The sequence below is a fragment of the Pelagibacterium mangrovi genome, from assembly GCF_036662815.1.
Classification (GTDB): Bacteria; Pseudomonadota; Alphaproteobacteria; order Rhizobiales; family Devosiaceae; genus Pelagibacterium; species Pelagibacterium mangrovi.
The window spans coordinates 230,001-254,099 of record NZ_JBAFXA010000001.1 but is presented as its reverse complement, the minus strand read 5'-3'; the positions used below and the strand labels follow the sequence as shown (position 1 = coordinate 254,099).

At 61.0% G+C, this 24,099-nt stretch carries 21 protein-coding genes, 1 tRNA gene, 2 rRNA genes and 1 pseudogene; 20 read left to right on the top strand and 5 right to left on the bottom strand.

Going from position 1 to position 24,099, the window contains the following annotated elements:
• Positions 1-31: 31 nt before the first annotated feature.
• Entirely contained in the window at positions 32-1,588 is a 1,557-nt protein-coding gene (locus V4T21_RS01255) for an ABC transporter substrate-binding protein (RefSeq protein WP_332711908.1), read from the bottom strand.
• Between the two features lie 217 nt (positions 1,589-1,805).
• On the opposite strand from V4T21_RS01255, the gene V4T21_RS01250 reads away from it, so the two are divergent.
• The 9 genes and pseudogenes from V4T21_RS01250 (at position 1,806) to V4T21_RS01210 (ending at position 10,411) form a co-directional block, all read left to right on the top strand.
• Positions 1,806-2,348: a GNAT family N-acetyltransferase gene (locus tag V4T21_RS01250; RefSeq protein WP_332711905.1), complete on the top strand. Its 543-nt coding sequence runs from the start codon at positions 1,806-1,808 to the stop codon at positions 2,346-2,348.
• Between the two features lie 111 nt (positions 2,349-2,459).
• On the top strand, positions 2,460-3,815 hold the full coding sequence (locus tag V4T21_RS01245; RefSeq protein ID WP_332711902.1) for an ABC transporter substrate-binding protein: 1,356 nt from the start codon (positions 2,460-2,462) through the stop codon (positions 3,813-3,815).
• A gap of 59 nt (positions 3,816-3,874) precedes the next feature.
• The gene (locus tag V4T21_RS01240) at positions 3,875-5,185 is read left to right on the top strand and encodes a carbohydrate ABC transporter permease (protein ID WP_332711900.1); all 1,311 of its coding nucleotides are present in this window, start codon (positions 3,875-3,877) and stop codon (positions 5,183-5,185) included.
• A gap of 10 nt (positions 5,186-5,195) precedes the next feature.
• The gene (locus V4T21_RS01235; protein WP_332711897.1) at positions 5,196-6,020 is read left to right on the top strand and encodes a carbohydrate ABC transporter permease; all 825 of its coding nucleotides are present in this window, start codon (positions 5,196-5,198) and stop codon (positions 6,018-6,020) included.
• On the top strand, positions 6,020-7,075 hold the full coding sequence (locus tag V4T21_RS01230; RefSeq protein ID WP_332711894.1) for an ABC transporter ATP-binding protein: 1,056 nt from the start codon (positions 6,020-6,022) through the stop codon (positions 7,073-7,075). The genes V4T21_RS01235 and V4T21_RS01230 overlap by 1 nt, the downstream gene beginning before the upstream one ends.
• Positions 7,072-7,794 (top strand): annotated as a pseudogene (locus V4T21_RS01225) (glycerophosphodiester phosphodiesterase); the annotation flags it as partial. The gene V4T21_RS01230 and the pseudogene V4T21_RS01225, both read left to right, overlap by 4 nt.
• Entirely contained in the window at positions 7,789-8,535 is a 747-nt protein-coding gene (locus V4T21_RS01220) for a glycerophosphodiester phosphodiesterase family protein (RefSeq protein ID WP_332712686.1), read from the top strand. The pseudogene V4T21_RS01225 and the gene V4T21_RS01220, both read left to right, overlap by 6 nt.
• The gene (locus V4T21_RS01215; RefSeq protein ID WP_332711891.1) at positions 8,528-9,562 is read left to right on the top strand and encodes a LacI family DNA-binding transcriptional regulator; all 1,035 of its coding nucleotides are present in this window, start codon (positions 8,528-8,530) and stop codon (positions 9,560-9,562) included. The genes V4T21_RS01220 and V4T21_RS01215 overlap by 8 nt, the downstream gene beginning before the upstream one ends.
• A 48-nt stretch (positions 9,563-9,610) precedes the next feature.
• Positions 9,611-10,411, top strand: coding sequence for an inositol monophosphatase family protein (locus tag V4T21_RS01210; RefSeq protein WP_332711888.1), 801 nt, complete (start codon positions 9,611-9,613; stop codon positions 10,409-10,411).
• A gap of 65 nt (positions 10,412-10,476) precedes the next feature.
• On the opposite strand, the gene V4T21_RS01205 is transcribed toward V4T21_RS01210, so the two are convergent.
• Positions 10,477-10,553 (bottom strand) — tRNA-Met (locus tag V4T21_RS01205).
• A 224-nt stretch (positions 10,554-10,777) separates the two neighbouring features.
• Between V4T21_RS01205 and V4T21_RS01200 the strand changes: the two genes are divergently transcribed.
• From V4T21_RS01200 to V4T21_RS01150, 11 genes are all read left to right on the top strand, one after another.
• On the top strand, positions 10,778-11,812 hold the full coding sequence (locus V4T21_RS01200) for an aldo/keto reductase (RefSeq protein WP_332711885.1): 1,035 nt from the start codon (positions 10,778-10,780) through the stop codon (positions 11,810-11,812).
• Between the two features lie 75 nt (positions 11,813-11,887).
• A complete protein-coding gene (locus tag V4T21_RS01195) occupies positions 11,888-12,565 on the top strand; it encodes a DUF599 domain-containing protein (RefSeq protein ID WP_332711882.1) in 678 nt (225 codons plus the stop codon).
• Positions 12,566-12,648: 83 nt separating this feature from the next.
• On the top strand, positions 12,649-13,155 hold the full coding sequence (locus V4T21_RS01190; protein WP_332711879.1) for a lysozyme inhibitor LprI family protein: 507 nt from the start codon (positions 12,649-12,651) through the stop codon (positions 13,153-13,155).
• A 16-nt stretch (positions 13,156-13,171) separates the two neighbouring features.
• On the top strand, positions 13,172-13,384 hold the full coding sequence (locus tag V4T21_RS01185; RefSeq protein WP_332711877.1) for a hypothetical protein: 213 nt from the start codon (positions 13,172-13,174) through the stop codon (positions 13,382-13,384).
• 88 nt (positions 13,385-13,472) lie between these two features.
• Positions 13,473-13,787: a (2Fe-2S)-binding protein gene (locus tag V4T21_RS19125; RefSeq protein WP_440589602.1), complete on the top strand. Its 315-nt coding sequence runs from the start codon at positions 13,473-13,475 to the stop codon at positions 13,785-13,787.
• Complete coding sequence (bfr, locus tag V4T21_RS01175) at positions 13,753-14,238, top strand: bacterioferritin (RefSeq protein ID WP_332711871.1); 486 nt, start codon at positions 13,753-13,755, stop codon at positions 14,236-14,238. The genes V4T21_RS19125 and bfr overlap by 35 nt, the downstream gene beginning before the upstream one ends.
• A 413-nt stretch (positions 14,239-14,651) precedes the next feature.
• Complete coding sequence (locus V4T21_RS01170; protein WP_332711868.1) at positions 14,652-15,743, top strand: polyamine ABC transporter substrate-binding protein; 1,092 nt, start codon at positions 14,652-14,654, stop codon at positions 15,741-15,743.
• Between the two features lie 72 nt (positions 15,744-15,815).
• A complete protein-coding gene (locus V4T21_RS01165) occupies positions 15,816-16,958 on the top strand; it encodes an ABC transporter ATP-binding protein (RefSeq protein WP_332711865.1) in 1,143 nt (380 codons plus the stop codon).
• Positions 16,955-17,911, top strand: coding sequence for an ABC transporter permease subunit (locus V4T21_RS01160; RefSeq protein ID WP_332711862.1), 957 nt, complete (start codon positions 16,955-16,957; stop codon positions 17,909-17,911). Before V4T21_RS01165 ends, V4T21_RS01160 begins: the two co-directional genes overlap by 4 nt.
• Entirely contained in the window at positions 17,908-18,708 is an 801-nt protein-coding gene (locus V4T21_RS01155; protein WP_332711860.1) for an ABC transporter permease subunit, read from the top strand. The genes V4T21_RS01160 and V4T21_RS01155 overlap by 4 nt, the downstream gene beginning before the upstream one ends.
• A gap of 18 nt (positions 18,709-18,726) precedes the next feature.
• Complete coding sequence (locus V4T21_RS01150; protein ID WP_332711857.1) at positions 18,727-19,896, top strand: pyridoxal phosphate-dependent aminotransferase; 1,170 nt, start codon at positions 18,727-18,729, stop codon at positions 19,894-19,896.
• Between the two features lie 3 nt (positions 19,897-19,899).
• Here the strand turns inward: V4T21_RS01150 and V4T21_RS01145 are convergent, their stop codons facing one another.
• From V4T21_RS01145 to V4T21_RS01135, 3 genes are all read right to left on the bottom strand, one after another.
• On the bottom strand, positions 19,900-20,796 hold the full coding sequence (locus V4T21_RS01145) for an alpha/beta hydrolase (protein WP_332711853.1): 897 nt from the start codon (positions 20,794-20,796) through the stop codon (positions 19,900-19,902).
• 237 nt (positions 20,797-21,033) lie between these two features.
• Positions 21,034-21,149 (bottom strand): 5S ribosomal RNA (rrf, locus tag V4T21_RS01140).
• A gap of 216 nt (positions 21,150-21,365) precedes the next feature.
• A 23S ribosomal RNA gene (locus V4T21_RS01135) occupies positions 21,366-24,093 on the bottom strand.
• Between the last annotated feature and the right edge of the window lie 6 nt (positions 24,094-24,099).

The following is a 24,099-nucleotide window of genomic DNA, read 5'->3' as shown; positions in this document are numbered from 1 at the left end:
CGGCATCGTGCGATGCCGCCCGCTTCAAGGATTATTCGAACGAGAGGTTATCCGGACCCAGATCCATCATCCAGAAGGAATAGGGCTTCCAGTCGATCCCTTCGCGGACGCCGAAATATTCGACGTGCTGGAACAGCTCCATCTGGGGCGCTTCGGCTTCCATGAGGTCGAGCGCTTCGGTGAAATAGGCCAGCCGCTGGTCGGCATCGATGGTGGTGTTGAGCAGGTCGAGCAGTTCGTAAAGACGCTCGGGAGCCTGCCATGTGTAGTTGTGGTGGTCGGGATTGGTCCGCACCGCGCTACGGTCGTAATTGTTGGCGAGCGGGTGGGTGAGATCGGGGATCTGCATACCGTTGGACCAGGCCCGCATATGCCAGGTGTCCTCGGTCAGAACCGGGCCGGTGTCGCGCAATTCGATGCTGACGTTGATCCCGCTCTCGCGCCACATCTGCTGGAGCACCTGCGAGACTTCGAGGAAATTGGTGTAATAGCCATCGGGGATGCGCAAGACGATCTCTTCGCCCTCATAACCGGCGAGATCGAGCAGGCGTTGGGCTTCTTCGGGATCGTAGGCGGCAGCGGTGCGGCTGGCAAAGAAGTCCTCGCCGTGCGCCGTGAAGGTCAGTTCCGGCAACACCCGGGAATCCCCGCCCCACAGGGCCTCGACGACCATCTGCCGGTCGGCGGCATAGGCCATGGCGCGGCGCATGTTGGGGTCGTCCATCGGAGCTTCGAAGGTGTTGAAGACGATAACGCGGGAATTGTCGATGACCGCCGGCATAAGCTGGACGCCATCGGCCTGGGCCAGCGTATCCCTCTGGTCGGGCGAGACGTCGGTGATCATGTCGAGTTCGCCGGTCATCAGGCCCGAAATACGGGTGGCCATTTCCGGGATTTCGACGAAGGTCACTTCACGGGCCGGCGGCAGGCCGCCCCAGTAATCGTCATTGGCTTCGAGGCGAATGAATTCGCCCTGGCGCATTTCGGCCAGCTTATAGGGACCGGTGCCGATCGGAGCGAGGTTGAACTGCTCGGGACCCACTTCAAGGTAATAGTCCTTGGGGACGACCTTGCCCAAGGTCGCAGTGAAGCGATAGGGGAAGATCGGATCGGGGCCGGAGGTGGTGAACCGGACAGTATCCTCATCGACCACTTCGACATTGGTGAAATTGCCGAAATAGGTCGGACCGGCCGCCACCAGCCGCTCCTCGCCGAACACGCGCTCTTCGCTGAACGAGAACGCCACGTCTTCAGCGGTCATCGGCGTGCCGTCATGGAAAACGACATCGGTGCGGATATCGACTTCCCATTCGGTGTCCGAAACATTGCGCCAGTCGGTGGCGATCGAGGGGGCGAGCTCGGCTCCGTCGCCGTTCTCGCCTTCCCAATAGGCGCGGCGGATCAATTCGTCGAACAGCGAGTAGTTCACGCGCTGGCCCACGTTGGAAATGTTGAGGCCTGGGTCGAAACCCGCCGGCAGGGACTGAACGCCGATGGTGATGGACGGGCGCTCGTCCTGTGCAAGGGCTGTCGAAGCCATCGCCAGAACCGCGGCCGAAATCATGACCATCCTTCCAAGGACTGTCATTCTTGTTCTCCTGAAATGTCATGCGCTTCGACCGCTGGGGCCGGCGAGATGACGGTATGGAGAGGCAATAACCGGGCAATGACACAATATTACTACAGCTAATACAGCCGTTAGCGGGCGGCGGCCGGAAGGGCTGGGACGTCATCATGAAAAGAGCGCAAACGCTCGCTAGGGCGTCCGACAGGACATAAATTCTTATGCAGCATCAGGAGGCGACATGGTTGATCGCGATTTTCTCGCAGCATTGCCCACCTCTGACGGCACGGTGACCGTCAGGCCAATGCAGACCTCGGATGCAGAGGCCTATGCCGCCGGAACCGAGGACGAACTGGTTGTGCGCTTCGCCCATCTGCCATTGGAAAATTACACCCCCCAGATCGTGCGCGACCTGATCGATGGGGCCATCGCCGAGGGCTTGCGGGAGGGATCACTGGCCGTCCTTGCCATCGCCGATTCCGGTACGGATGCATTTGCCGGCAGCATTGTGTTTTTCGATATGGCCCACGATGAGGCCGAGATCGGCTATTGGATATCCCCAGACCATCGCGGCCGGAAACTTGCGAACCGTGCCCTGGTGCTGGCGCTGGAGATGGCTCGCCAGATCGGCCTCAAAAGATTGCGTGCCCGCACGGTGCAGGAAAATCCCGCCTCCGAGCGGGTCCTTCTCAAGGCTGGTTTCCGGCAGGTGGGCGAAGCACGGCCTGAAATCGTCCCATCCGGCAAGACGGAAATGAGCGTGCGTTATCTCATCGATCTGTGACGCTCGGGGACACAAAACTGCAACATAACCGTTAAGCCCACGACACATCCGCCCAATAGATGTTGCACGCGCGTGCAATCCGGCTCGCAGTCAAAATTCTAGGGGCTTTTCGTGAGCATTCTCAAAACCACCACCACCGCCCTTCTGGGCTCCGCACTCGTTTTCGGCGCAGCGGCAGGCGCCGTGGCCGAGGACTATACCATCAGCGTCTGGTCGGGCGGCACCGGCGAAACCGGCAGCTATCGCTGGCAGGCGATCGAAATGGCCGCCGACATCCTCGAACGCGAATACGCCGTTCTGGGCGAAGACGTCTCCATCACCATCGAGCACCAGGAATGGAGCGGCTGGGACGATTTCAAGCAGGCCGTCACGCTGGCCGCCGAAGCGGGCAACGCGCCCAACATCATCGTCTCGGGCCATGAGGATCTCGGCCCCTGGTCGCGCTCGGGCCTGCTGCGCCCGGTCGAGGACTATGTCGATTTCGACGCCTGGCCGCTCAACCAGATCTATCCCAATCTGATCGACATCGCGAGCTATGATGGCGTGGTCTGGGGCCTGCCCCAGGATGCCGAAGTGCGTCCCTTCTATTTCTCGCGCGCCCACCTCGCCGAAATCGGCTATTCGCAGGAGGAGATCGACGCCCTGCCCCAGCGCGTGCAGGATGGCGACTATACGCTCTATTCCATGCTCGATGACGTCAAGGCCATGCAGGATGCCGGGCTGGTTGAAGCCGGCCGCGGGTTCCTGCCGCGCGTCAACAACGGCACCGATTACTGGCAGTTCTACGTCAGCTTCGGCGGCGAGATGATCGATCCCGAAAGCGGCCGCCTCGTTCTCGACCGCCAGGCCCTCACCGACATGTACCAGTTCTTCGTGGACGCGGTCGATATGGGCGTCACCTCCTCGACCCATCTGGGCATGGATTGGGGTGATTGGCACCAATTGGTCGTCAATGGCGGCGCCGGCGCCTGGCATGGTGGCTCCTGGCACAAATCCGAATGGGAGGCCCAGCACGGGCTCGAAGATTTCTTCGGCGAAATCCAGTACAGCCTCATCCCGGCCGGCAATGAAAACGGCCAGGCCAACACCATCAGCCACCCGCTGGTCTATCTTCTTTCCACGACCGGCACCGACGACGACGCCGTGATCGCGTCCGAGCTGATCACCATCGCCTCCGAGCCGCGCATCAATGCGCTGCACGCCGTCAAATCGGGCAAGGTCGCGCTGGGCACCGCGCAGGTCGACGTGCCGATCTTTGCCAATGACCGCTGGGCCGGCATCGCCACCACCGAGCTGTTGCCGTTTGCCACCGCCATCCCCAACGACATCGATTTCGGCGTCTATTGGAACGCGATGTATCAGGGGCTCGAGGCAAGCTGGACGGGCACGGTTTCGGTCGAAGACGCCGTCAACACCGTCGAATCCGAAGTGACCGCCGCCCTGGGCGACGCCATCATCATCCGCTAGGCGGCCCTCCCTCCGGGGCCGGTTCGCCGGCTCCGGAACCCTATCCGGACCCTTGTACGATGCCACTCAAAACCAACCGGCTCGGTCTTGTGCTTATGGCGCCGGCCCTGCTGCTCCTGGCTGCATTCTTTCTTACGCCCGCCGTGCTGACGGGGATATTCGCGTTCACCAACATGAGCACCGCCACCGGGATTTCGGGCGGCGCCTATGTCGTGACCGAAACCGTGCTGCGCAATCTCCAATCGAGCGAGCTCGATTCCTCCATTCTCGAGGCCCTGCGGGAGAAAAACTACGCTGTCGATGAAACCACGCTCGCGGCGGCGGCCGATACCGAGATAGATCCCGCCTTTCTGCGCGAGATCGAGGATCGGCTGGCCGGACGGGTCTATTCGTCCTCCTCGGACTTCGAGGCCGATCTCAAGACGCTGCCCTCGCGCCCCTCGCGCGTGCGCGATCTCAAGCTCGCCACGGAACCGTTCGAGCGCTCGGTGATCAACATCCGTTATGCCGACCAGACCCGGTTCGAAACCGCGCTCAGCGCGTTTGTCCCCGACGCCGGCCCATCCGATATCGCGACGATCTCGAGCGCGAGCTACACCGGCTGGACCTGGACACTGGGCAATTTCGTCAACCTTCTGACCCGCGCCGAAACGCTGCGGCTGGTCGGCAACACGATTTTCTATGTGGGCGCGACCCTGGCGTTCAACGTGCTTGTGGGCCTGTTTCTCGCTCTTGCCACCTTCTACATGCCAGCCCGCACATCGGGCGTGTTCAGCGTGTTATGGCTGCTGCCGCGCATCACGCCGGTCGTCCTTTACGCCGTGCTCTGGAAATCCTTCACCTGGGAAAATGGCTTTCTCTATTCCATGGCGCTCAATCTTGGCCTGCCGGCCTTCAACTACATGAAGGGCTCGGTGGAAACCGCGTGGGCGACAGTCATCCTGGTCAACGGTTTCGTGGGCGCATCCTTCGGGATGATCCTTTTTTCGGGCGCGCTGCGCTCCATTCCCATCCAGCAGCTTTGGGCAAGCGAAGTCGATGGCGCCAGCCGCTGGCAGCAGGTGACCCGGATTATCCTGCCCCAGATGCGCTGGCCGATCCTGTTCGTCACCTCCTACCAGACGCTGTCGCTGCTCTCGTCCTATGAAATGATCTGGCTAACCACCAATGGCGGTCCGGGCCGCACCACCTCGGTCTGGGCGCTCGAAGCGTTCAACACCGCCCTCAACAATTACACCGGCAATCTGCAATACGGGCTGGGGGCAGCCATGGCGCTGATCCTGGTCATCGTCGGGCTGGTGCTCTCGATCGTCTATCTGCGCATGTTCCGCTTCGGCGAACTGGTCAGCAGACCCAAGATCGAATTCTAGGAGCAACACATTGACGCGCAATTTCGCTCTCTGGCCGATCGTCGCCGTGCTGGTTCTGGTCAGCGCGCCGCTGGCCATCATGTATCTCTATCTGGTCGTCGATACCTTCACCAACACGCCCTTCGGCGCGATCCTGCCCAATGAGTTCACGCTCGACCATTGGCGCTTTCTCTGGGACCCCACGATCACCGGAGACGTCTGGCAGCCCACGCTGACCACCTTCATCTTCGCGGCCAGCATGGTGATAATCGTCGTCTCCATCTCGGCCACCGCCGGCTACGCGATCTCCCGGCTCAACCTGCCCTTCCGGCGGTTTTTCCTTTCGAGCCTTCTCGTCATGCACGCCTTTCCCACGGTGACCCTTTTGATCGGCGTGTTTCTCGTCCTCCAATATGGCGGGCTCTACAACACGCTGATCGGGGTGATCCTGGTCAAGGCCAGCCTGATGCTGCCCTTCGGCATCTGGGTGATGAAGGGCTTTTACGACGCAGTGCCCTGGGAAATCGAAATGGCCGGCGTTCAGGACGGGGCGAGCCGGTTCACCGTCTGGCGGCGGCTGATCCTTCCTCAGGTCAAACCCGGTCTTCTGGCGCTCACCATCTTCGCCTTCATCGACGGCTGGGGCGAGTATTTGCTGCCGCGCATCCTGGCCCCTGCGGCGCAGATCGAAGTGCTCTCGGTCTATCTCGAATCGGTCTCCAACCCCGATTCCTCGAACTTCAATTTCAACATCTTCAAATCCGTGGGGCTGTTCTACACCCTGCCGGTCATCGTTCTCTTCGTGCTCTTCCAAAAGCCGCTGATGAACATCTTCAGTGGAGGCACCAAAGGCTGATGCAAGTCTCTCTTTCCAATTTCACCAAAAGCTTCGATGGCACCCCGGTCATCGCCGACATGAACCTCACTGTACGCTCGGGCGAGATGATGGCCCTGCTCGGCCCCTCCGGGTGCGGGAAATCGACGACGCTCTTTGCCATATGCGGCATCCACCGCATCGACAGCGGGCAGATTCTCTTCGGGGACGAGGACGTCTCGAGCCTGCCGAGCCAGAAGCGCAATGTGGGCGTGGTGTTCCAGAACTACGCGCTCTACCCGCACATGTCGGTCTTCGACAACATCGCCTTCCCCTTGAGCGTCCAGCGCAAGCCCAAGGCCGATATCGAGCGCGAAGTGCGCGCCATCGCCAGCCTCGCCCATATCGAGGAACTGCTCGCGCGCAAGCCCGGCCAGCTTTCGGGCGGCCAGCAACAGCGCGTCGCGCTGGCCCGCGCCCTGGTGCGCCGGCCCAACGTGCTGCTGCTCGACGAGCCTCTGGCCAATCTCGACGCCAAGCTGCGCCTCGAAATGCGCTCCGAAATCCGCCGCATCCAGCTCGAAACCGGTATCACCGCGATCCTCGTCACCCACGACCAGGTGGAAGCGATGTCCATGTGCGACCGCATCGCCATCATGGATCGCGGACAGATCCGGCAGATCGCGACCCCATCGGAAATGTACCGGGCGCCCGCCACGCGTTTCGTCGCCGGCTTTCTGGGCAATCCCCCCATCGTCTTCGTCGAGGGTCGGATCGAAAAGGCCGCTCTTGTCGCCGATGACGGCATACGCCTGCCCCTCCCCCAACGCCTGCACACCCGGACCGAGGGCGAGCGCATCGCCTTGGGCATCCGCCCTGAGCATTTTGGCGCCCAAGGCCCCGAGGGGCCTCCTGGTGTCGTCAGCTTCGTCGAGCCGCAGGGCCGCGAAATGCTGTTCGACGTCCGGCTGGGCGAAAAGACCGTCTTGCGCTCCATCCAGCCCGCGCGCTCCGATATCGCCATAGGCGACACCGTCAATTGGAGCCTTTCCATCGAAAGCCTTTTGGCCTTCGATTCCAAGGGCGACGCCATATGACCCGCCGCCAGACGAAAACCATCGACTGGCCGGTGCGCGGGGGCAAGCCGGCCTGCATCGCCCATCGCGGCGCGTCGGCGCACGCCCCGGAAAATACGCTCCAGGCCTTCCGCGTCGCCGCGGCGCTGGGGTCCGACATGTGGGAAATCGACGTTCACCTCACCGCCGACGGCATCCCCGTCGTCTCCCATGACGCGGACCTCAAGCGCACTGCCAATATCGAGGGCGCCATTGCACAAACGACGCTGGCCCAATTGCGCAACGACGCTCCCGACATCCCCAGCCTTGCCGAAACCCTCGACCTCGCCGAAAGCCTCGGGCAGGCGCTCTATATCGAGATCAAGGCACAGGGCGCCGGAAGGGTGGTCTGGACCCTCCTCGAAGCGAAAAACTTCACCCGCGCGGTTATCGGCAGTTTCAACACCGCCGAAATCCGCGCCCTTTCGGACGCCGGCTGTCCCTATCCCCTCGCCATCCTCGTCCCGCTCGGCGAAGATCCCTTCGAGCGCGCCGCCCAATCGGGCGCCGACATCATCCATCTGTGCTGGGAAAAAGGCGGCGACCGGCCGCAGGATCTGGTCACAGCCGCCTTGCTCGATCGTGCAAGGGCGCACAATCTCGGTGTCGTTCTCTGGCACGAAGAGCGCAGGGACGTGCTCGACGCAATCATGGACCTTCCGGTTCTGGGCATATGCACCAACCAGCCCGAACTCATGCGCGGTGTCGAGAGCTTTGCCGGCTGGACGACGCAAATCGTCTGCCACCGCGGTGCCAACGCCTTCGCGCCGGAAAACACCCTCGCCTCGGCGCGGCTGAGTTTCGACCAGGGCGCGCACTATGTGGAGATCGATGTCCGCCCAACCGCCGATGGCGAGATCGTCGTCCTCCACGACCCCACGCTGGACCGCACCACCAATGGCACGGGCGACGTCACCTCCCACACCCTCGCCACGCTCAAGACACTGAGCGCGGGAAGCTGGTTCTCGCCCTTCTACAGCGACCAGACCATCCCCACCCTCGCCGAATCCATCGCGCTCGCCAGATCCTACGGCCGCAAGCTCTATATCGAGAACAAATCGGTCGACGCGCAAAAGCTGGTCGATTTCGTGCGCGCGCACGATTTTCTCGATCAGTGCTTCTTCTGGTCCGGCGACGAGCGCCTGCAGGAGGCCATGCGCCAAGCCGCGCCCGATGCCATCATCAAGGCCAATATCAACCGCTATGCCGACATCGGCGAAATGCAGTCCCATCTGGCTCCGCAACTGACCGAAATCGGCTATGCCGATTACCTGCGCCTCGCGCCCCGTTGCCAGGACGCAGGGATCATTCCCATGATGCAATATTTCGGCGATGATCGCGCAATTTTCGACAGCATCGTGGAGATCGCTCCCCCCATGATCAACCTCGACCGCGCCGATCTGCTGATCGCGGCGCAGAGAAAGCGGCTGGCCCATGTCTAGGGATGTGCTGCGGCCCGGCCGCGCCCCCACCGCCGAGGACGTTGCCCGGCTGGCCGGCGTGCACCGGTCGGCCGTTTCGCGCACCTTCACCCCCGGCGCGAGCGTTGCGCCCGAAACGCGCGAAAAGGTGCTCGAGGCCGCTCGCACGCTCGGATATCGCGTCAATCTCCTCGCCCGCAGCCTTTCCCACCAGCGCACCGATCTGATCGGGCTGGTGGTGTCCGATATCGACAATCCCTTCCGCGCCCAGCTTCTGGCCGAATTGGGCCGCAGCCTCGTCTCCTCGGGCTATCGCCCCTTCCTGCTGCCCACCGAGGCCGGCGGCTCGGTGGTGCGCCATATCGACATGATGCTCCACTACAACGTCTCGGGCGCCATCGTCACCGACGATTCCTCGCCCGACGAGATCGCCAGCCACTGCGCGGCGCATGGCGTGCCCCTGGTGCTGATCAACAAGATGTTCGTTTCCGATACCGTCCTCAACGTCTCGATGGATACCGGCAAGGCGGGCGTCATCGCGGCGCGCGCCCTTCACCGGGCCGGATGCGCCAACGTCGCACTGGCGAGCCAGCACCGCCCCTCCCATTCCATCGGCCTGCGCCGTGCGGCATTCCTGGCCGAATGCAGGCGGCTGGGCATTTCGATTTGCGGCGAATATTTCGGCGCCCTGCCCAATTACGATGGCGGACGCGACGCCGCCGAAGCCTTTCTCGCTCAGGCCACGACGGCCGATGGCGTCTATTGCGCCAATGACTATCTGGCCTTGGGTTTCATCGACACCATCCGGCACCGTTCGACGCTCTCGATCCCCGGCGATCTCAAGATCGCCGCCTGCGACGACATCGCCGAAGCCGGCTGGCTGGCCTATGACCTGACCACCGTGCGCCAGGACCCCATCGAGATCGCCGACGCGACGGTCAGCGGCCTGCTTGGGCGCATAACCGAACCCCATTCCAAGGCCGCACCGATCATCGTCGACGTCCATCTCGTCGAACGCGGCTCCACCTCCTCGGCTCCGCGCCTCTAATTCCTCTCCCCGGCCTCCGGCCCCACAACAAGAAGACTAGACGATTTCATGCCCGCCTCCCTTCCTTCCGCCGCACTGGCGGCCCGCCACGACGCCGCCCGAGACATCATCGCCCGCGCCGGCGACATGGCGCTCGAGTTTTTCAGCCGCCATCGCAGCCTTCCCATCGAGAGCAAGACCGATGGGCAGGATCTGGTCTCCATTGCCGACCGGGAGGTGGAAACCCTGATCCGCGATGAGATCGCCGCCCGTTTCCCCGGCGACGGGATCGTCGGCGAGGAACATGGCCTCAGGGAAGGCAGCACCGGCTATCGCTGGATCATCGATCCCATCGACGGCACCAGCGCCTTCCTGCACGGGCTCGAAACCTGGACCGTGGTGATCGCCATCGTCGAAAACGGCAACCCGGTTCTCGGCCTCATCGCCCAGCCCTGCGCCGGCGCGCTCTATTGGGCCCAGGCCGGCGGCGGCGCCTGGCGCAACGACAGGCCCCTGGCCGTCGATACCAAAACCCCCTTCACCTCGGGCCTTTCGGCCATCGGTCCCGGCAACGCCCGGCACGCACGGGAAACCGGCCGCATCGTCACCGAAATCCTCGAACAGGGCGGCAATTACATGCGCAACGGCTCCGCCGCGTTGAGTCTGGCCTATGTGGCGCAAGGCAGTTATCTGGGATTTTACGAACCCGAACTGAGCGCCTGGGACTGCATGGCGGGCCTGCTCCTGGTGCGCGAAGCCGGCGGCATCGCCGACGACCCCTTCACACCTCAAACCCTCCTCCACCGCCTCCCCTGCCTCGCCACCGCCCCTCAGGCTGCTGGCTGTCTGCGGAAGATCATCGGGGGTTGAACCCGGCTTCTTGACCCGGCCCAAAACAAAACCCCGCAGACCATGGGTCTGGCGGGGTTTTTGTTTGGTTGCGGGGGCAGGATTTGAACCTGCGACCTTCAGGTTATGAGCCTGACGAGCTACCGGGCTGCTCCACCCCGCGTCAATGATGTCGGCGATTTTCAGTTCATCCCGAACCGCTCGGACGCCGCCTATATAGGGGGGCAAATTCGGTTTGCAAACCCCTTTCGGTCATTCAACACGACATTTTTTTGACAATCGTTCAAAACCTGCCGGCGATTGCGCGCGGGCGCCATGCCGGCTAGACAAGGGTAAGGGCCCCTGCCCTTCTTTTCAAACAGACGACATCCGGGATTTTTCGTTTTCATGCAGCAGCGCACCCTCGGCCGCACCGGCATCTCCGTGAGCAGAATCTGCCTTGGCACCATGACCTGGGGCGAGCAGAACACCCAGGCCGAAGGACACGCGCAGATCGATTATGCCCTCGATCACGGCATCAATTTCATCGACACCGCCGAGCTCTATTCCACCCCCGGACGGGCCGAGACGCAAGGATCGACCGAAACCATCATCGGCAATTGGTTCAAGGCCAATGGCCGCCGCGCCGATTGGGTGCTGGCCTCCAAGATCACCGGCCCCGGCAATGACTGGATTCGCGGCGGGCGCCCCATGGACGCCACGGAAATCACAAATGCCCTCGACGCCAGTCTTGAGCGCCTTTGCACCGATTATATCGACCTCTACCAGCTCCATTGGCCCAACCGCGCCCATTACAATTTCTCCCGCTCATGGACCTTCGACCCCTACGGACAGGACCGGGAGCAGATTCGCGACAACCTGCTCGAAGTGCTCGAAACGCTCGACGCGCAGATCAAGGCCGGCAAGATCCGCGCCGTCGGCGTTTCCAACGAAACGGCTTGGGGTCTCATGCAGTATCTCTCGCTGGCCGAACGGGAGGGGCTGGCGCGCATGGCGACCATCCAGAACGAATACAATCTGCTGCGCCGTGGGTTCGACCTCGATCTGGCCGAAGTGTGCGCCTTCGAGGATGTGGGGCTTCTGGCCTATTCTCCCCTCGCCGCCGGGCTGTTGAGCGGCAAATACAACGATGGCGCGATGCCGGCGGGAACGCGCGGCGCGCTGGGGGCCATGTGGCGCCACAATCCCCATTCGGAAACCGCCACCAAGGCCTATATGATGCTGGCCCAGGAACATGGGCTCGACGTCTGCCAGATGGCCATCGCCTTCTGCCTCACCCGCCCCTCGATGGCCTCGGTGATCATCGGGGCGACCGCGATGGACCAGCTCAGCACCGATATCGCGGCCAGTGACGTCATTCTCTCTGAGACAGTGCTCGCGGGCATCGAGGAAATCCACCGCCTCTACCCGCGCACCGTCTAACCGGGAGATTTTTCAGGTCGCCATGAGCGGACGCAGACGGTATCGTTTGCAGCGATCAGCCTTTGGGGGAGCGGTTTGGACAGGATCAATTTCTTTTCGTTCTTTGCATCCCTGCTGCCCTTGGCGGCGCTGTATTTCTATGGCGCCGCCTCGACCCTTCTCGACCGCCGTCGCCCCGCGCTTTCGACCCTGATGAACGAGCAGCGCTTCAACTGGGTCACCCAGGCGGCCCGGCGCGATACCCCGCTCGATGCGATCTTATCGGGCAATCTCATGAGTTCGGTGTCGTTTTTCGCCTCGACCACCGCGCTGTTGATTCTTGCGCTGTTCACGGTCATCGGGCAATTGCCCCAATACGCCCCGGCGCTTTCGGCCATCACCTTCGGCCCGCTCCACTCCGAGGTCGATTTGCAGATCCACAATGTGATGCTGCTGGTGCTGTTCGTCTATGCGTTCCTGGCGTTCACCATGTCGCTGCGCCAGTTCAACCATTTCTGCATCCTGCTCGGCGCCCTCGACAACGCAAAGCCTGCTCCGCCGGAGGAAATCCGCACCATCGCGCGGATCAATGCGATGGCCGCCCAGCGCTTCAACGCGGGCATAAGGTCTTATTACTTTGCAATTCCCATGGTTGCGTGGTTCGTTTCGAGCTGGGCGGCGATTGTAGTGACCGTGGGAACGGTTATCCTGCTGCTCCACAGGGAGTATTTTTCCGACGCCCGCTGGCTGGTCGCGCGCATCACGCCTCACTAGAGTGCGGTCAGGAAAAGTTGCAGACTTTTCCGGTTCGACCGCACGACGAAATACAGTCTAGAGGGTCCCAAAGGAGTGCATCCATGAGAACAGTTATCCTCACCGCCCTGCTGATCGCGTCGGTGCCGGCGGCCGCCCAGGATACGCCGACCTTTACGCCCGAGGACGCCGAACTGATGACGGCCTGCATCGACGGGCTCGCCGATCCGGAATTGTCCAAGGCCAATCCCGACGAGGTGCGCCCGCAAACCAATTGCATCGGCGCCGCCTCCAACCCGTGCATGGAAAACGAGGAGGGCGGCTATTCCACCATCGGGATGGCCGAATGCGTGGGGCGGGAAACCAATTGGTGGGACAGCCAGCTCAACGTCCACTATGCCAGCCTCGAGGAAACCCTCGACGCCGATCTCTTCGCATCGCTGCGCGACGCCCAGCGGAGCTGGCTCGCCTATCGCGATGCAAGCTGCGGCTTTGAATACGAACTCTGGAGCGAGGGCACGATCCGCACCCTCGTCTATGCCGGCTGCATTCTCGACAGCACCGCCCAACGCGCCTATGCGCTTTCGGGCTATGTGAACCGCCCCCAGTGATCGCGCCGAGCCGCCCATGAACAACGACGCCCAGCATCCCTGGTTCAAGCCCGTCTGGCGCCGTGCGCTCATGGTGGCCATTCCCGCCGCCGTGGCCGGGTGGGACGCCTATCACGGCAATTTCGGCTGGACGCTGCTTTTCGGCGCCCTGGCCGTCTATGCCGTCTATACCTTCTTTATCGTATGGAACCGGGACAAGCCCGAGGACCCCGGTGACACGGGAGAGTGAAGGACGAAAACAAAGCTGACGTTGACAATCAGCTTTAACCCCGTATGTATGGGGCACGAAAAACTGCAGCCCCTCACTTCGCCGCGCCATGCTTGTCTGCCAGTGCAATCTGATATCGACCAAAGACATCGAGGATATCGTCGTCTCCATTCTCGATGACGATCCCTGGCAGCTCGTCGTGCCGGCCCTGATCTACCGCGAACTGGGCAAGCGCGGCCAATGTTGCGGCTGCGTGCCGAACATTGTGGACATTATCGGCAAGGTCACCGAAACTTATCACCTCAAACTGGCCGGGAACGCCGCCAATCTCGTCGACGTTAGGTCCAGGATGAAACGCTTGCGCAAATCGACGCGACCTGGAGGTGAAAGTGAAAGGCGACGCAAAGATCATCGAGCGGCTTAACGAAGCGCTCTTTCTCGAACTCGGGGCCATCAACCAGTATTGGGTTCACTACCGTCTGCTCGACGACTGGGGCTTCAAGCGCCTGGCCGACAAGGAGCGGGCCGAATCCATCGAGGAGATGCACCACGCCGACAAGTTGATCGACCGGATCATCTTCCTCGAGGGCCATCCCAACCTCCAGCGGGTCGCCCCCCTGCGCATCGGCCAATCCATCAAGGAAGTGCTCGAAGCCGACCTCGCCGGCGAACTCGACGCCATCAAATCCTATCGCGAGTCCCGCAAGATTTGTAACGACCTGGGCGACTACGTCACCCAGCGCCTGTTCGAGGAATTGCTGACCGACGAGGAAGGCCACACCGACTTCCTGGAAACCGAGCTCGACCTGCTCGAAACCATCGGTCTGGAAAAATACGGCCAGCTCAACGCCAAGCCGGCAAGCGACGCCGAATAGGTTCTCCTTTCCTGTTCGGCATCGAAAACCCCCGCTCGACACGCCGTGGCGGGGGTTTTTTCATGACCGTCATCCAACCGTCTAAACTTTGCGCCATCAAGCCCTTCAACACACGCAACCCCGACGCCGTTTTCGCCTCATGTTGACCCTTCTGTTGCGCGCATGCAAAATTTCGGGACCATGCACCGGCGATGGCAACAATTTCGCTTTTCAGAAAAGGCACTTGCCTGTAATGCGGATTTCGACCTTTTTATGCCTAGCGGTCGGGTCCGCGCGCGGGGTTTGATCCTCGTACTCGATTGGTGAAGCGGCGAAGGGAGTGCCGTGTGGTTAACGCTGCCAAGAGGTAACTCCGAGGGCTCGCACGACACTGTCACCATCTCTTTTTGGACTTGAAAGGGGACCCCCGTCACATGCATAAGCCGTTCATTTTCCTCTCTCTTTCCGCCGTTCTCATGGCCTCGGCGGCCACAGCGCAGGACCAGACCGTCAATATCTACAACTGGTCCGACTACATCGCCGAGGACACGCTGGAAAAATTCACCGCCGAAACCGGTATCGCCACCAATTACGACGTCTTCGATTCCAACGAGATCGTCGAGGCGCGCCTTCTCGCCGGCTCCTCGGGCTATGACGTGGTGATCCCCTCGGGCTTCTTCCTCGAGCGCCAGATCCCCATCGGCCTGTTCCAGCCCCTCAACAAGGACCTTCTCCCCAATCTGGGCAACCTCGACCCCGCCATCATGGAGATCGTCGAAGCCCATGATCCCGGCGGGCAATATTCGGTTCCCTATATGTGGGGCACGACCGGTCTGGGCTATAACGTCACCGCAATCACCGAGCGGCTGGGCGCGGAAGGTCCGCTCAACTCCTGGGACCTGCTGTTCGACCCCGAAATCGCGGCCCAGCTCGCCGATTGCGGCATCTCGGTGCTCGACGCGCCGGTCGAAATGACCGCTCTGGCCATGAACTATCTCGGCCTCGACCCCAATTCGGAAGCCCCCGAGGACCTCGAAGCGGCTGAAGCGCTCTACCAGTCGATTCGTCCCTATATCCGCACGTTCAACTCGTCCCAGTACATTTCCGACCTCGCCAATGGCGAGATCTGCCTGGCCGTCGGGTATTCGGGCGACGTCTTTATCGCCGCCGACCGCGCCGCCGAAGCCGATCGCGGCGTCGAGATCACCTATGTGATCCCCGACGAGGGCGCTTCGATGTGGTTTGACATGATGGCCATCCCGGCCGACGCGCCCAATCCCGAAGCCGCCCACGCCTTCATCAACTTCGTGCTCGAGCCCCAGATCGCCGCCGATATCACCAATTACGTGTGGTATTCGAATGCTAACGCGGCAGCCTTCGATCTGGTCGATCCCGAGATTTCGTCCGATCCGGCCATCTATCCGACCGCCGAAGTGATGGAAAACCTCTACCCCATCGTTGCACGCTCGGCCGGCTATGACCGCCTCTTGACCCGCACCTGGACGCGCATCAAGACCGGCCAGTAAGGCGCCATTGCTCAGGCAGGGCGTTTCGGCGCCCTGCCTTTTCCTTGTCTCTCGGGGTTCGGGAAGTTCGATTTGAAGAAACCTCAGATTGCAGCGGATACGCGGCCCTGGCGCGATCCAAACGCAAAGCCCTTCGTACGCATTCGCAACGTGACCAAGACGTTCGGCGACGTCTATGCCGTCGACGACGTCTCGCTCGATATCTACAAGGGCGAATTGTTCTGCCTGCTTGGCGGGTCCGGCTCGGGCAAGTCCACCCTGCTGCGCATGCTGGCGGGTTTCGAGACGGTGACCTCGGGCACCATCGAGATCGACGGCCAGAACATGGCCGATGTGCCGCCCTATGAACGGCCCATCAACATGATGTTCCAGTCCTATGCGCTGTTTCCCCATATGACGGTGGAAAACAACATTGCCTATGGCCTCAAGCGCCAGGGCCTGGCGCGGTCGGAAATCTCCGATCGCGTGGCCGAGCTTTTGAAACTCGTGCGCCTCGATCAATATGGCCGACGCAAGCCGCACCAGCTTTCGGGCGGCCAACGCCAGCGCGTGGCGCTGGCCCGTTCGTTGGCCCGTCGTCCCAAACTGTTGCTGCTCGACGAACCGCTCGGCGCGCTCGACAAGAAGCTGCGCGAGGATACCCAGTACGAACTGGTCAAGATCCAGGAAACGCTCGGCGTCACCTTCATCGTCGTCACCCACGACCAGGAGGAGGCGATGACGCTTTCCACCCGCATCGGGGTGATGAATGACGGCAAGATAGCCCAGATTGGCGAGCCCCAGGAAATCTACGAATTCCCCAATTCCCGCTTCGTGGCGGGGTTCATCGGCTCGGTCAACATGTTCGAGGGCGTGGTGACCGAAGACGAGGACGACCACATTCGCATCGATTCCTCGGCCGAGGCGGGCTGCGATATCTATGTGTCGCACGGTGTCGATTGCGCGCCCGAGCAAATCCTCTGGTACGCCATCCGGCCCGAAAAGATGACCATCACCCGCGAGCGCCCCGAGGGCGATGCCAATATCACCCACGGTCTTGTGGAAGACGTCGCCTATCTGGGCGACATGAGCGTGTTCCGCATCGTGCTCGACAGCGGCAAGCGCATCCATGTCTCGCAAACCAACGCCACCCGCTACGATCTCGAGGGCATTTCCTGGGACGAGAAGGTCTATATCTCCTGGGCGTCCGACGCCGGGGCGGTGCTGACCTCATGAGCGCGGATCGGTTCGATACCGCGCGGCGCAGTCCCTGGACGTTCATCCGCAACGGACTGGCGCGGCTGGGCATTTCCGGCCGCACGGCGGTGATCCTCGCCCCCACCCTCTGGCTGACGCTGTTTTTCCTCGTCCCGCTGCTGGTGGTCTTCAAGATAGCGCTCAGCACCTTCGCGCTCGGCCAGCCACCCTATGCCCCGATGTTTAGCTGGAGCGGCAGCGGCACGCTCTCGATCCAGCTCGATTTTTCCAACTTCCTGTTCATCCTCAGCGACAGCCTTTACGCCAACGCCTACATCAACTCGGTGCGTATCGCCGGAATTTCGACGCTGGTCGCGCTGGTCATTGCCTTTCCCATGGCCTGGTTCATCGCCCGTTCGGATGAAAAACATCGCCACATCTGGCTGATGCTGGTGATCCTGCCCTTCTGGACTTCGTTCCTGCTGCGCGTCTATGCGTGGATGGGATTCCTGGGCCGCAACGGCATCATCAACAACGCGCTGATTTCGCTCGGCATCATCGATGAGCCGATCCTGATGCTCCAGACCGAGGGCGCCGTCTTTATCGGCATCGTTTACACTTATCTGCCCTTTATGGTGCTGCCGCTCTACACCACCCTCGTCAAACTCGACCAGAGCCTGATCGAAGCCTCGGCCGATCTTGGCGCGCGGCCCTTCATGACGTTCCTTACGGTCATCGTGCCTCTGGCCATGCCCGGTATCATCGCCGGCTCGATGCTGGTGTTCATTCCGGCGATCGGCGAGTTCGTCATTCCCTCGCTTTTGGGCGGCGCTGATACGCTGATGATCGGCCGGGTGATGTGGGACGAATTCTTCGCCAATCGCGACTGGACGGTCGCCTCGGCGGTCGCCATCGTCATGCTGGTGATCCTTGTCGTGCCCATCATGCTGCTCAACAGGGCGCAGGACACAGTGGTGGAGAGCGAGCAATGAAGCGCGGCCCGTTCATTCCCATCCTCGCCATCATCGGCTTTGCGTTCCTCTACGCCCCGATCGTTTCCCTCGTCGTCTTTTCGTTCAACGAAAGCCGGCTGGTGACCGTCTGGACCGGCTTTTCCCTGCGCTGGTATGCGGCTCTGTTCAACGATTCCCAGGTGGTGGCCGCAGGCATATTGAGCCTGCAGATCGCCGCCGTCAGCGCCACCATCGCCACCGTGCTGGGCACGCTGGCCGGTATCGCGCTGACCCGCATGGGCAAGTTTCGCGGCAAGACGGCTCTGACCGGCATGGCTTCGGCGCCGCTGGTCATGCCCGAAGTGATCACCGGACTTTCGGCCCTGCTGTTGTTCGTTTCCATGGAAAACCTGATCGGCTGGCCGGCTGGTCGTGGCTTCACGACGGTAACCATCGCTCATTCGACCTTCTGTCTCGCCTATGTGACCGTGGTCGTGCGCGCGCGGCTCTCCGACATGGACCGCTCGCTCGACGAGGCCGCCATGGATCTGGGCGCGACACCGCTGCGGGTGTTTTTCGACATCACCCTGCCCATCATCGCGCCGGCGCTGATTTCGGGCTGGCTCCTGGCCTTCACCCTTTCGCTCGACGATCTGGTGATTGCGAGCTTCGTGTCCGGCCCAGGCTCGTCGACGCTGCCCATGGTGATCTTTTCGAAAATTCGCCTTGGCGTTTCCCCGGACGTCAATGCGCTCGCCACGATCATCATCGCTGTCGTGGCCATCGGGGTGATCGCGGCGACGCTGATCGGCAGACGCGCCCAGCGCAAGGTTTAAAAGGTTCGGTTTCCCCATATGACTGCCAATGCTCGCCCCGAAGTTCTCGCGCTCTCGTCCTCGCGCATCCGCGATATCGCCAATGCGGGAATGGACCATCCCGACATGGCCGCGTTCTGGTTCGGCGAAGGCGACGAAGTGACGCCTGATTTCATCCGCGAGGCTGCCCAGAAGGCGATCACGGATGGAGAAACCTTCTACGTCCACAATCTGGGCCTTCCTGTGCTGCGCGAGGCGATCGCCGCCTATGAGAACAAATTGCACGGCTTCGCCTCTACGCCTGAGCGCATTGCGGTGACAGGTTCGGGCGTTTCGGCGCTGATGATCGCCAACCAGCTCGTGGTTTCGCCCGGCGATAGGGTGGTGGTGGTTACGCCGATCTGGCCCAACATCGCCGAAGGGCCGCGTCTGATCGGCGCCGAGGTCACCCGCTTTGCCCTCGAGGTCGAAAACGGGCGTTGGACGCTCGACTTGCAAAAACTGATCGATACGCTCACCCCCGACGTGCGCATGCTGATCATCAACGCCCCCAACAACCCCACGGGATTTACGCTCCACGCCCAGGAGCAGCGCGAGCTTCTCGCCCACTGCCGCAAGTACGGCATCTGGATTCTGAGCGACGAAGTCTATGAGCGGCTGGTTTTCGACGGCAGCCCAGCAGCCCCATCGATGCTCGTCCATGCCGACCCCGAAGACCGGATCATCCGGGTCAATTCCTTTTCCAAGGCCTGGCGCATGACGGGCTGGCGACTGGGATGGCTGACCTTGCCCGAGGCCATGATGCCCGACGTGCCCAAGGTGATTGAATACAACACCTCATGCGCCCCTGCCTTTATCCAGAAGGGCGGCATCGCGGCGCTGACCGATCCGCGTGGCGAGCAATCGGTGGCCGAGCTCAGGACCGGGCTTTCCGCCTCGCGCAAGCTGCTGCTCGATGGCCTAGAGCATTTCGGGAGCATCGAAGCCCCCCGCAGCGATGGTGCGATGTATGCCTTCTTCCGCATTGAGGGCGATAATGACGACATGGCAGTCGCCAGGACGCTGGTGACCGAGCATGGCCTGGGGCTCGCTCCGGGCAGCGCATTCGGCCCCGAGGGTGCCGGCTGGCTACGCTGGTGTTTTGCCGCCCGCCCTGAAAAGATCACCCAGGGGCTCGAACGGCTCGAAGCCTTCCTGCAAGCGCGGTAGGCTCTAAGCGTCCAATGCGCCGAGACTGGCGTAGAAATTGACCATGTCGTCGAGCACCGGCGCACGCCATCTGAGCATGGCGCCGAGCGCTGTGACGATTTCCATATGTCCGATGCCGTCGTAATAGCGCTCGTCCACGGGCACATTATATTCGCGCAGCTTGGCGGCGAGCGCGGTGGTGTTGTCGGTCTTGACGATCAAATCGAGATTGCCCGTCGCCAGAAACATGGGTGGCGCTTCGGGAGTAACCAGCTTGACCGGCTGAGTACCCTCGGGGTTTGCGGCAAAACCGAAAGCGGCGCGCACTTCATTGAATTCGAAGGGATAAAAGTCGTAAGGACCCGCAAGTCCCGCAACCCCGCGGACCGTAAGCCCACATCCTGCTTCTCTGAAAAACGAGGGGTCGAGGCCCATCATCACGGCGTTGTAGGCGCCTGCCGAATGACCGGCCATGAAAAGCTTTTCGGGATTGCCGCCGAACGTCGTGATGTTGGTCTCTATCCATTTGGCCGCCACGGCCACGTCGTAGAGAAAAGCCGGATACGTGACTTCAGGCACCAGCCGATAATCCGGGATCACCGTCACAAACCCGCGCGCCGCCAGGGCACGGCCGACGAAGTCATATTCCCAGCGCTCCCCCCTGTTCCAGCCTCCGCCATAGATGAACATGCAGACCGGCGCATTGGCGCTGGGGTTCTGCTTCACATAGACGTCGAGCTTGCCGCGCGGCCCGCCGGCATAGGGAATACCGTCGCCGATCTTGACGACACCGCCATCGACGGCCGTCGGCAGGTTGAACGGGTCCATGAGAGAAACGGCCTGAGCCGGGCTCGGAAGCAATGACCCGCCCAAGGCGAGGGCGCTCATCGAGCCGAGAAAATGGCGACGCGAGATGATCATGTTTGGTCTTGATTATGAACTGGCTACGGACGCGCTTCATTGGTCGAGGAAGACGACCAATTTGAGACGACTTGAACGCAAGTTGCGCTCCGCCCCTTAAGAGAGCGTTAACATTCGGACGGAGCTGGGCTTTTCGAAATCACAACTTCGTTCCCCCCAATGCAAAAAGCCCTCGGGGTTACCGAGGGCTTTTTGTTGTTTTGTGTATTGAGAAGGATTTTCCAGCGGGTTTTATAGATCTGGCGGCGACCTACTCTCCCGTGCCTTAAGACACAGTACCATTGGCGCAGAAGCGTTTAACGGTCGAGTTCGGAATGGGATCGGGTTCTGGGCGCTTCGCCATAGCCACCAGATCGATAAAACTCGCTGGGTGAACTGGTCTTTATGTTGGCCTCACGGGCCGCACCGCGTCGAGCATGACGGCGCTAAAACCGCGCCTATGCTCTTTGCTGGCCCTCTGGCGGGGCGTCGCAATTGTGCGACGGGGTCCTCGCCTTGCTCGTCCGTGCGGACGGGAGGTCTGATCTGACCGGCAACGTCTTCGACGTTGCGGACATTGGTAAATGAGAACGATCAAGTCGATCGAGCTATTAGTACCGGTAAGCTTCACGCCTTGCAGCGCTTCCACACCCGGCCTATCGACGTGGTGGTCTTCCACGGCTCTGATAGGGAATACTGGTTTTGAGGGAGGCTTCCTGCTTAGATGCTTTCAGCAGTTATCCCGTCCGAACTTAGCTACCCTGCTATGCGGCTGGCGCCACAACAGGTCCACCAGAGGTTCGTCCATCCCGGTCCTCTCGTACTAGGGACAGCTCCTCTCAATATTCCGACACCCACGGCAGATAGGGACCGAACTGTCTCACGACGTTCTAAACCCAGCTCACGTACCACTTTAAATGGCGAACAGCCATACCCTTGGGACCTGCTCCAGCCCCAGGATGTGATGAGCCGACATCGAGGTGCCAAACGATGCCGTCGATAAGGACTCTTGGGCATCATCAGCCTGTTATCCCCGGCGTACCTTTTATCCGTTGAGCGATGGCCCTTCCACGCGGGACCACCGGATCACTATGACCGACTTTCGTCTCTGCTCGACTTGTCAGTCTCGCAGTCAGGCAGGCTTATGCCATTGCACTCAACGAGCGATTTCCGACCGCTCTGAGCCCACCATCGCGCGCCTCCGTTACTCTTTGGGAGGCGACCGCCCCAGTCAAACTACCCACCACACGCTGTCCCGGGTGCTGTTACACCGCGGTTAGACATCCATGACGATAAGGGTGGTATCTCACATTGCGGCTCCACGAGAACTGGCGTTCCCGCTTCAAAGCCTACCACCTATTCTGCACATGCCGACACGAATGCCAGCGTGAAGCTATAGTAAAGGTGCACGGGGTCTTTCCGTCTGACCGCAGGAACCCCGCATCTTCACGGGGAGTTCAATTTCGCTGAGTCGATGCTGGAGACAGTGGGGAAGTCGTTACGCCATTCGTGCAGGTCGGAACTTACCCGACAAGGAATTTCGCTACCTTAGGACCGTTATAGTTACGGCCGCCGTTTACCGGGGCTTCAATTCAAGGCTTGCACCTCTCCTTTTAACCTTCCGGCACCGGGCAGGCGTCAGACCCTATACGTCGCCTTACGGCTTCGCAGAGCCCTGTGTTTTTAATAAACAGTCGCCACCCCCTCTTTTGTGCCACCCGCCAATGGTTGCCCATCAACGGGTCACGCTTATCCCGAAGTTACGCGTGCAATTTGCCGAGTTCCTTCAGCATCGTTCTCTCAAGCGCCTTGGTATACTCTACCAGTCCACCTGTGTCGGTTTAGGGTACGGACTATAAGCTGGGGCTATTTCCTGGAACCGCCTCACTGCACATCCAATCCGATAAGGACATACAACTCTGGCAATCCGTCACTTCCCAGCAGGCTCACGAATATTAACGTGATTCCCATCGACTACGCCTTTCGGCCTCGCCTTAGGAGCCGGCTAACCCTGCGCTGATTAACATTGCGCAGGAACCCTTGGACTTTCGGCGAGAGTGTCTCTCACACTCTTTATCGCTACTCATGTCAGCATTCGCACTTCCGATACCTCCAGGACCCCTCACGGGTATCCCTTCGCAGGCTTACGGAACGCTCCGCTACCGCGTGCAGTAAACTGCACACCCTAAGCTTCGGTGCATGGCTTGAGCCCCGTTACATTTTCGCCGCAGGAACGCTTGACCAGTGAGCTGTTACGCTATCTTTAAAGGATGGCTGCTTCTAAGCCAACCTCCTGGTTGTCTAAGCATTCCCACATGCTTTCCCACTTAGCCATGACTTGGGGACCTTAGCTGTAGGTCAGGGCTGTTTCCCTTTCCACGACGGACCTTAGCACCCGCCGTGTGTCTGCCAGATAGTACTCTTGGGTATTCGGAGTTTGGTTAGGTTTGGTAATCCGGTGAGGACCCCTAGCCCATCCAGTGCTCTACCCCCCAAGGTATTCGTCTGACGCTCTACCTAAATAGATTTCGCGGAGAACCAGCTATTTCCGAGTTTGATTGGCCTTTCACCCCTAGCCACACGTCATCCCCGTCTTTTTCAACAGACGTGGGTTCGGTCCTCCAGTGCGTGTTACCGCACCTTCAACCTGCACATGGCTAGATCACTCGGTTTCGGGTCTAATCCGTCGTACTTATCGCCCTATTCAGACTCGGTTTCCCTACGCCTACACCTAACGGCTTAAGCTTGCACGACAGACTAAGTCGCTGACCCATTATACAAAAGGTACGCCATCACCCAGGACGAACCTTGGGCTCTGACTGTTTGTAGGCATCCAGTTTCAGGAACTGTTTCACTCCCCTCGTCGGGGTGCTTTTCACCTTTCCCTCACGGTACTTGTTCACTATCGGTCGCACACGAGTACTTAGGCTTGGAGGGTGGTCCCCCCATGTTCAGACAGGATTTCACGTGTCCCGCCCTACTCGAGGACAATTAGGCTTTCTACCAGTACGGGGCTATCACCCACTAAGGCAGACCTTTCCAGGTCCTTCCTGTTCTTACCTAACTGCCACTGGCCTGGTCCGGGTTCGCTCGCCACTACTACCGGAGTCTCAATTGATGTCCTTTCCTCCGGGTACTGAGATGTTTCAGTTCCCCGGGTTAGCTCCCTTGCGGGTGGTCCGAAGACCGGGTTTCCCCATTCGGAAATCGCCGGATCAAAGCTTATTCGCAGCTCCCCGACGCTTATCGCAGCGTAACACGTCCTTCATCGCCTGTGTGCGCCAAGGCATCCACTGAACGCCCTTTTGGCACTTGATCGTTCTC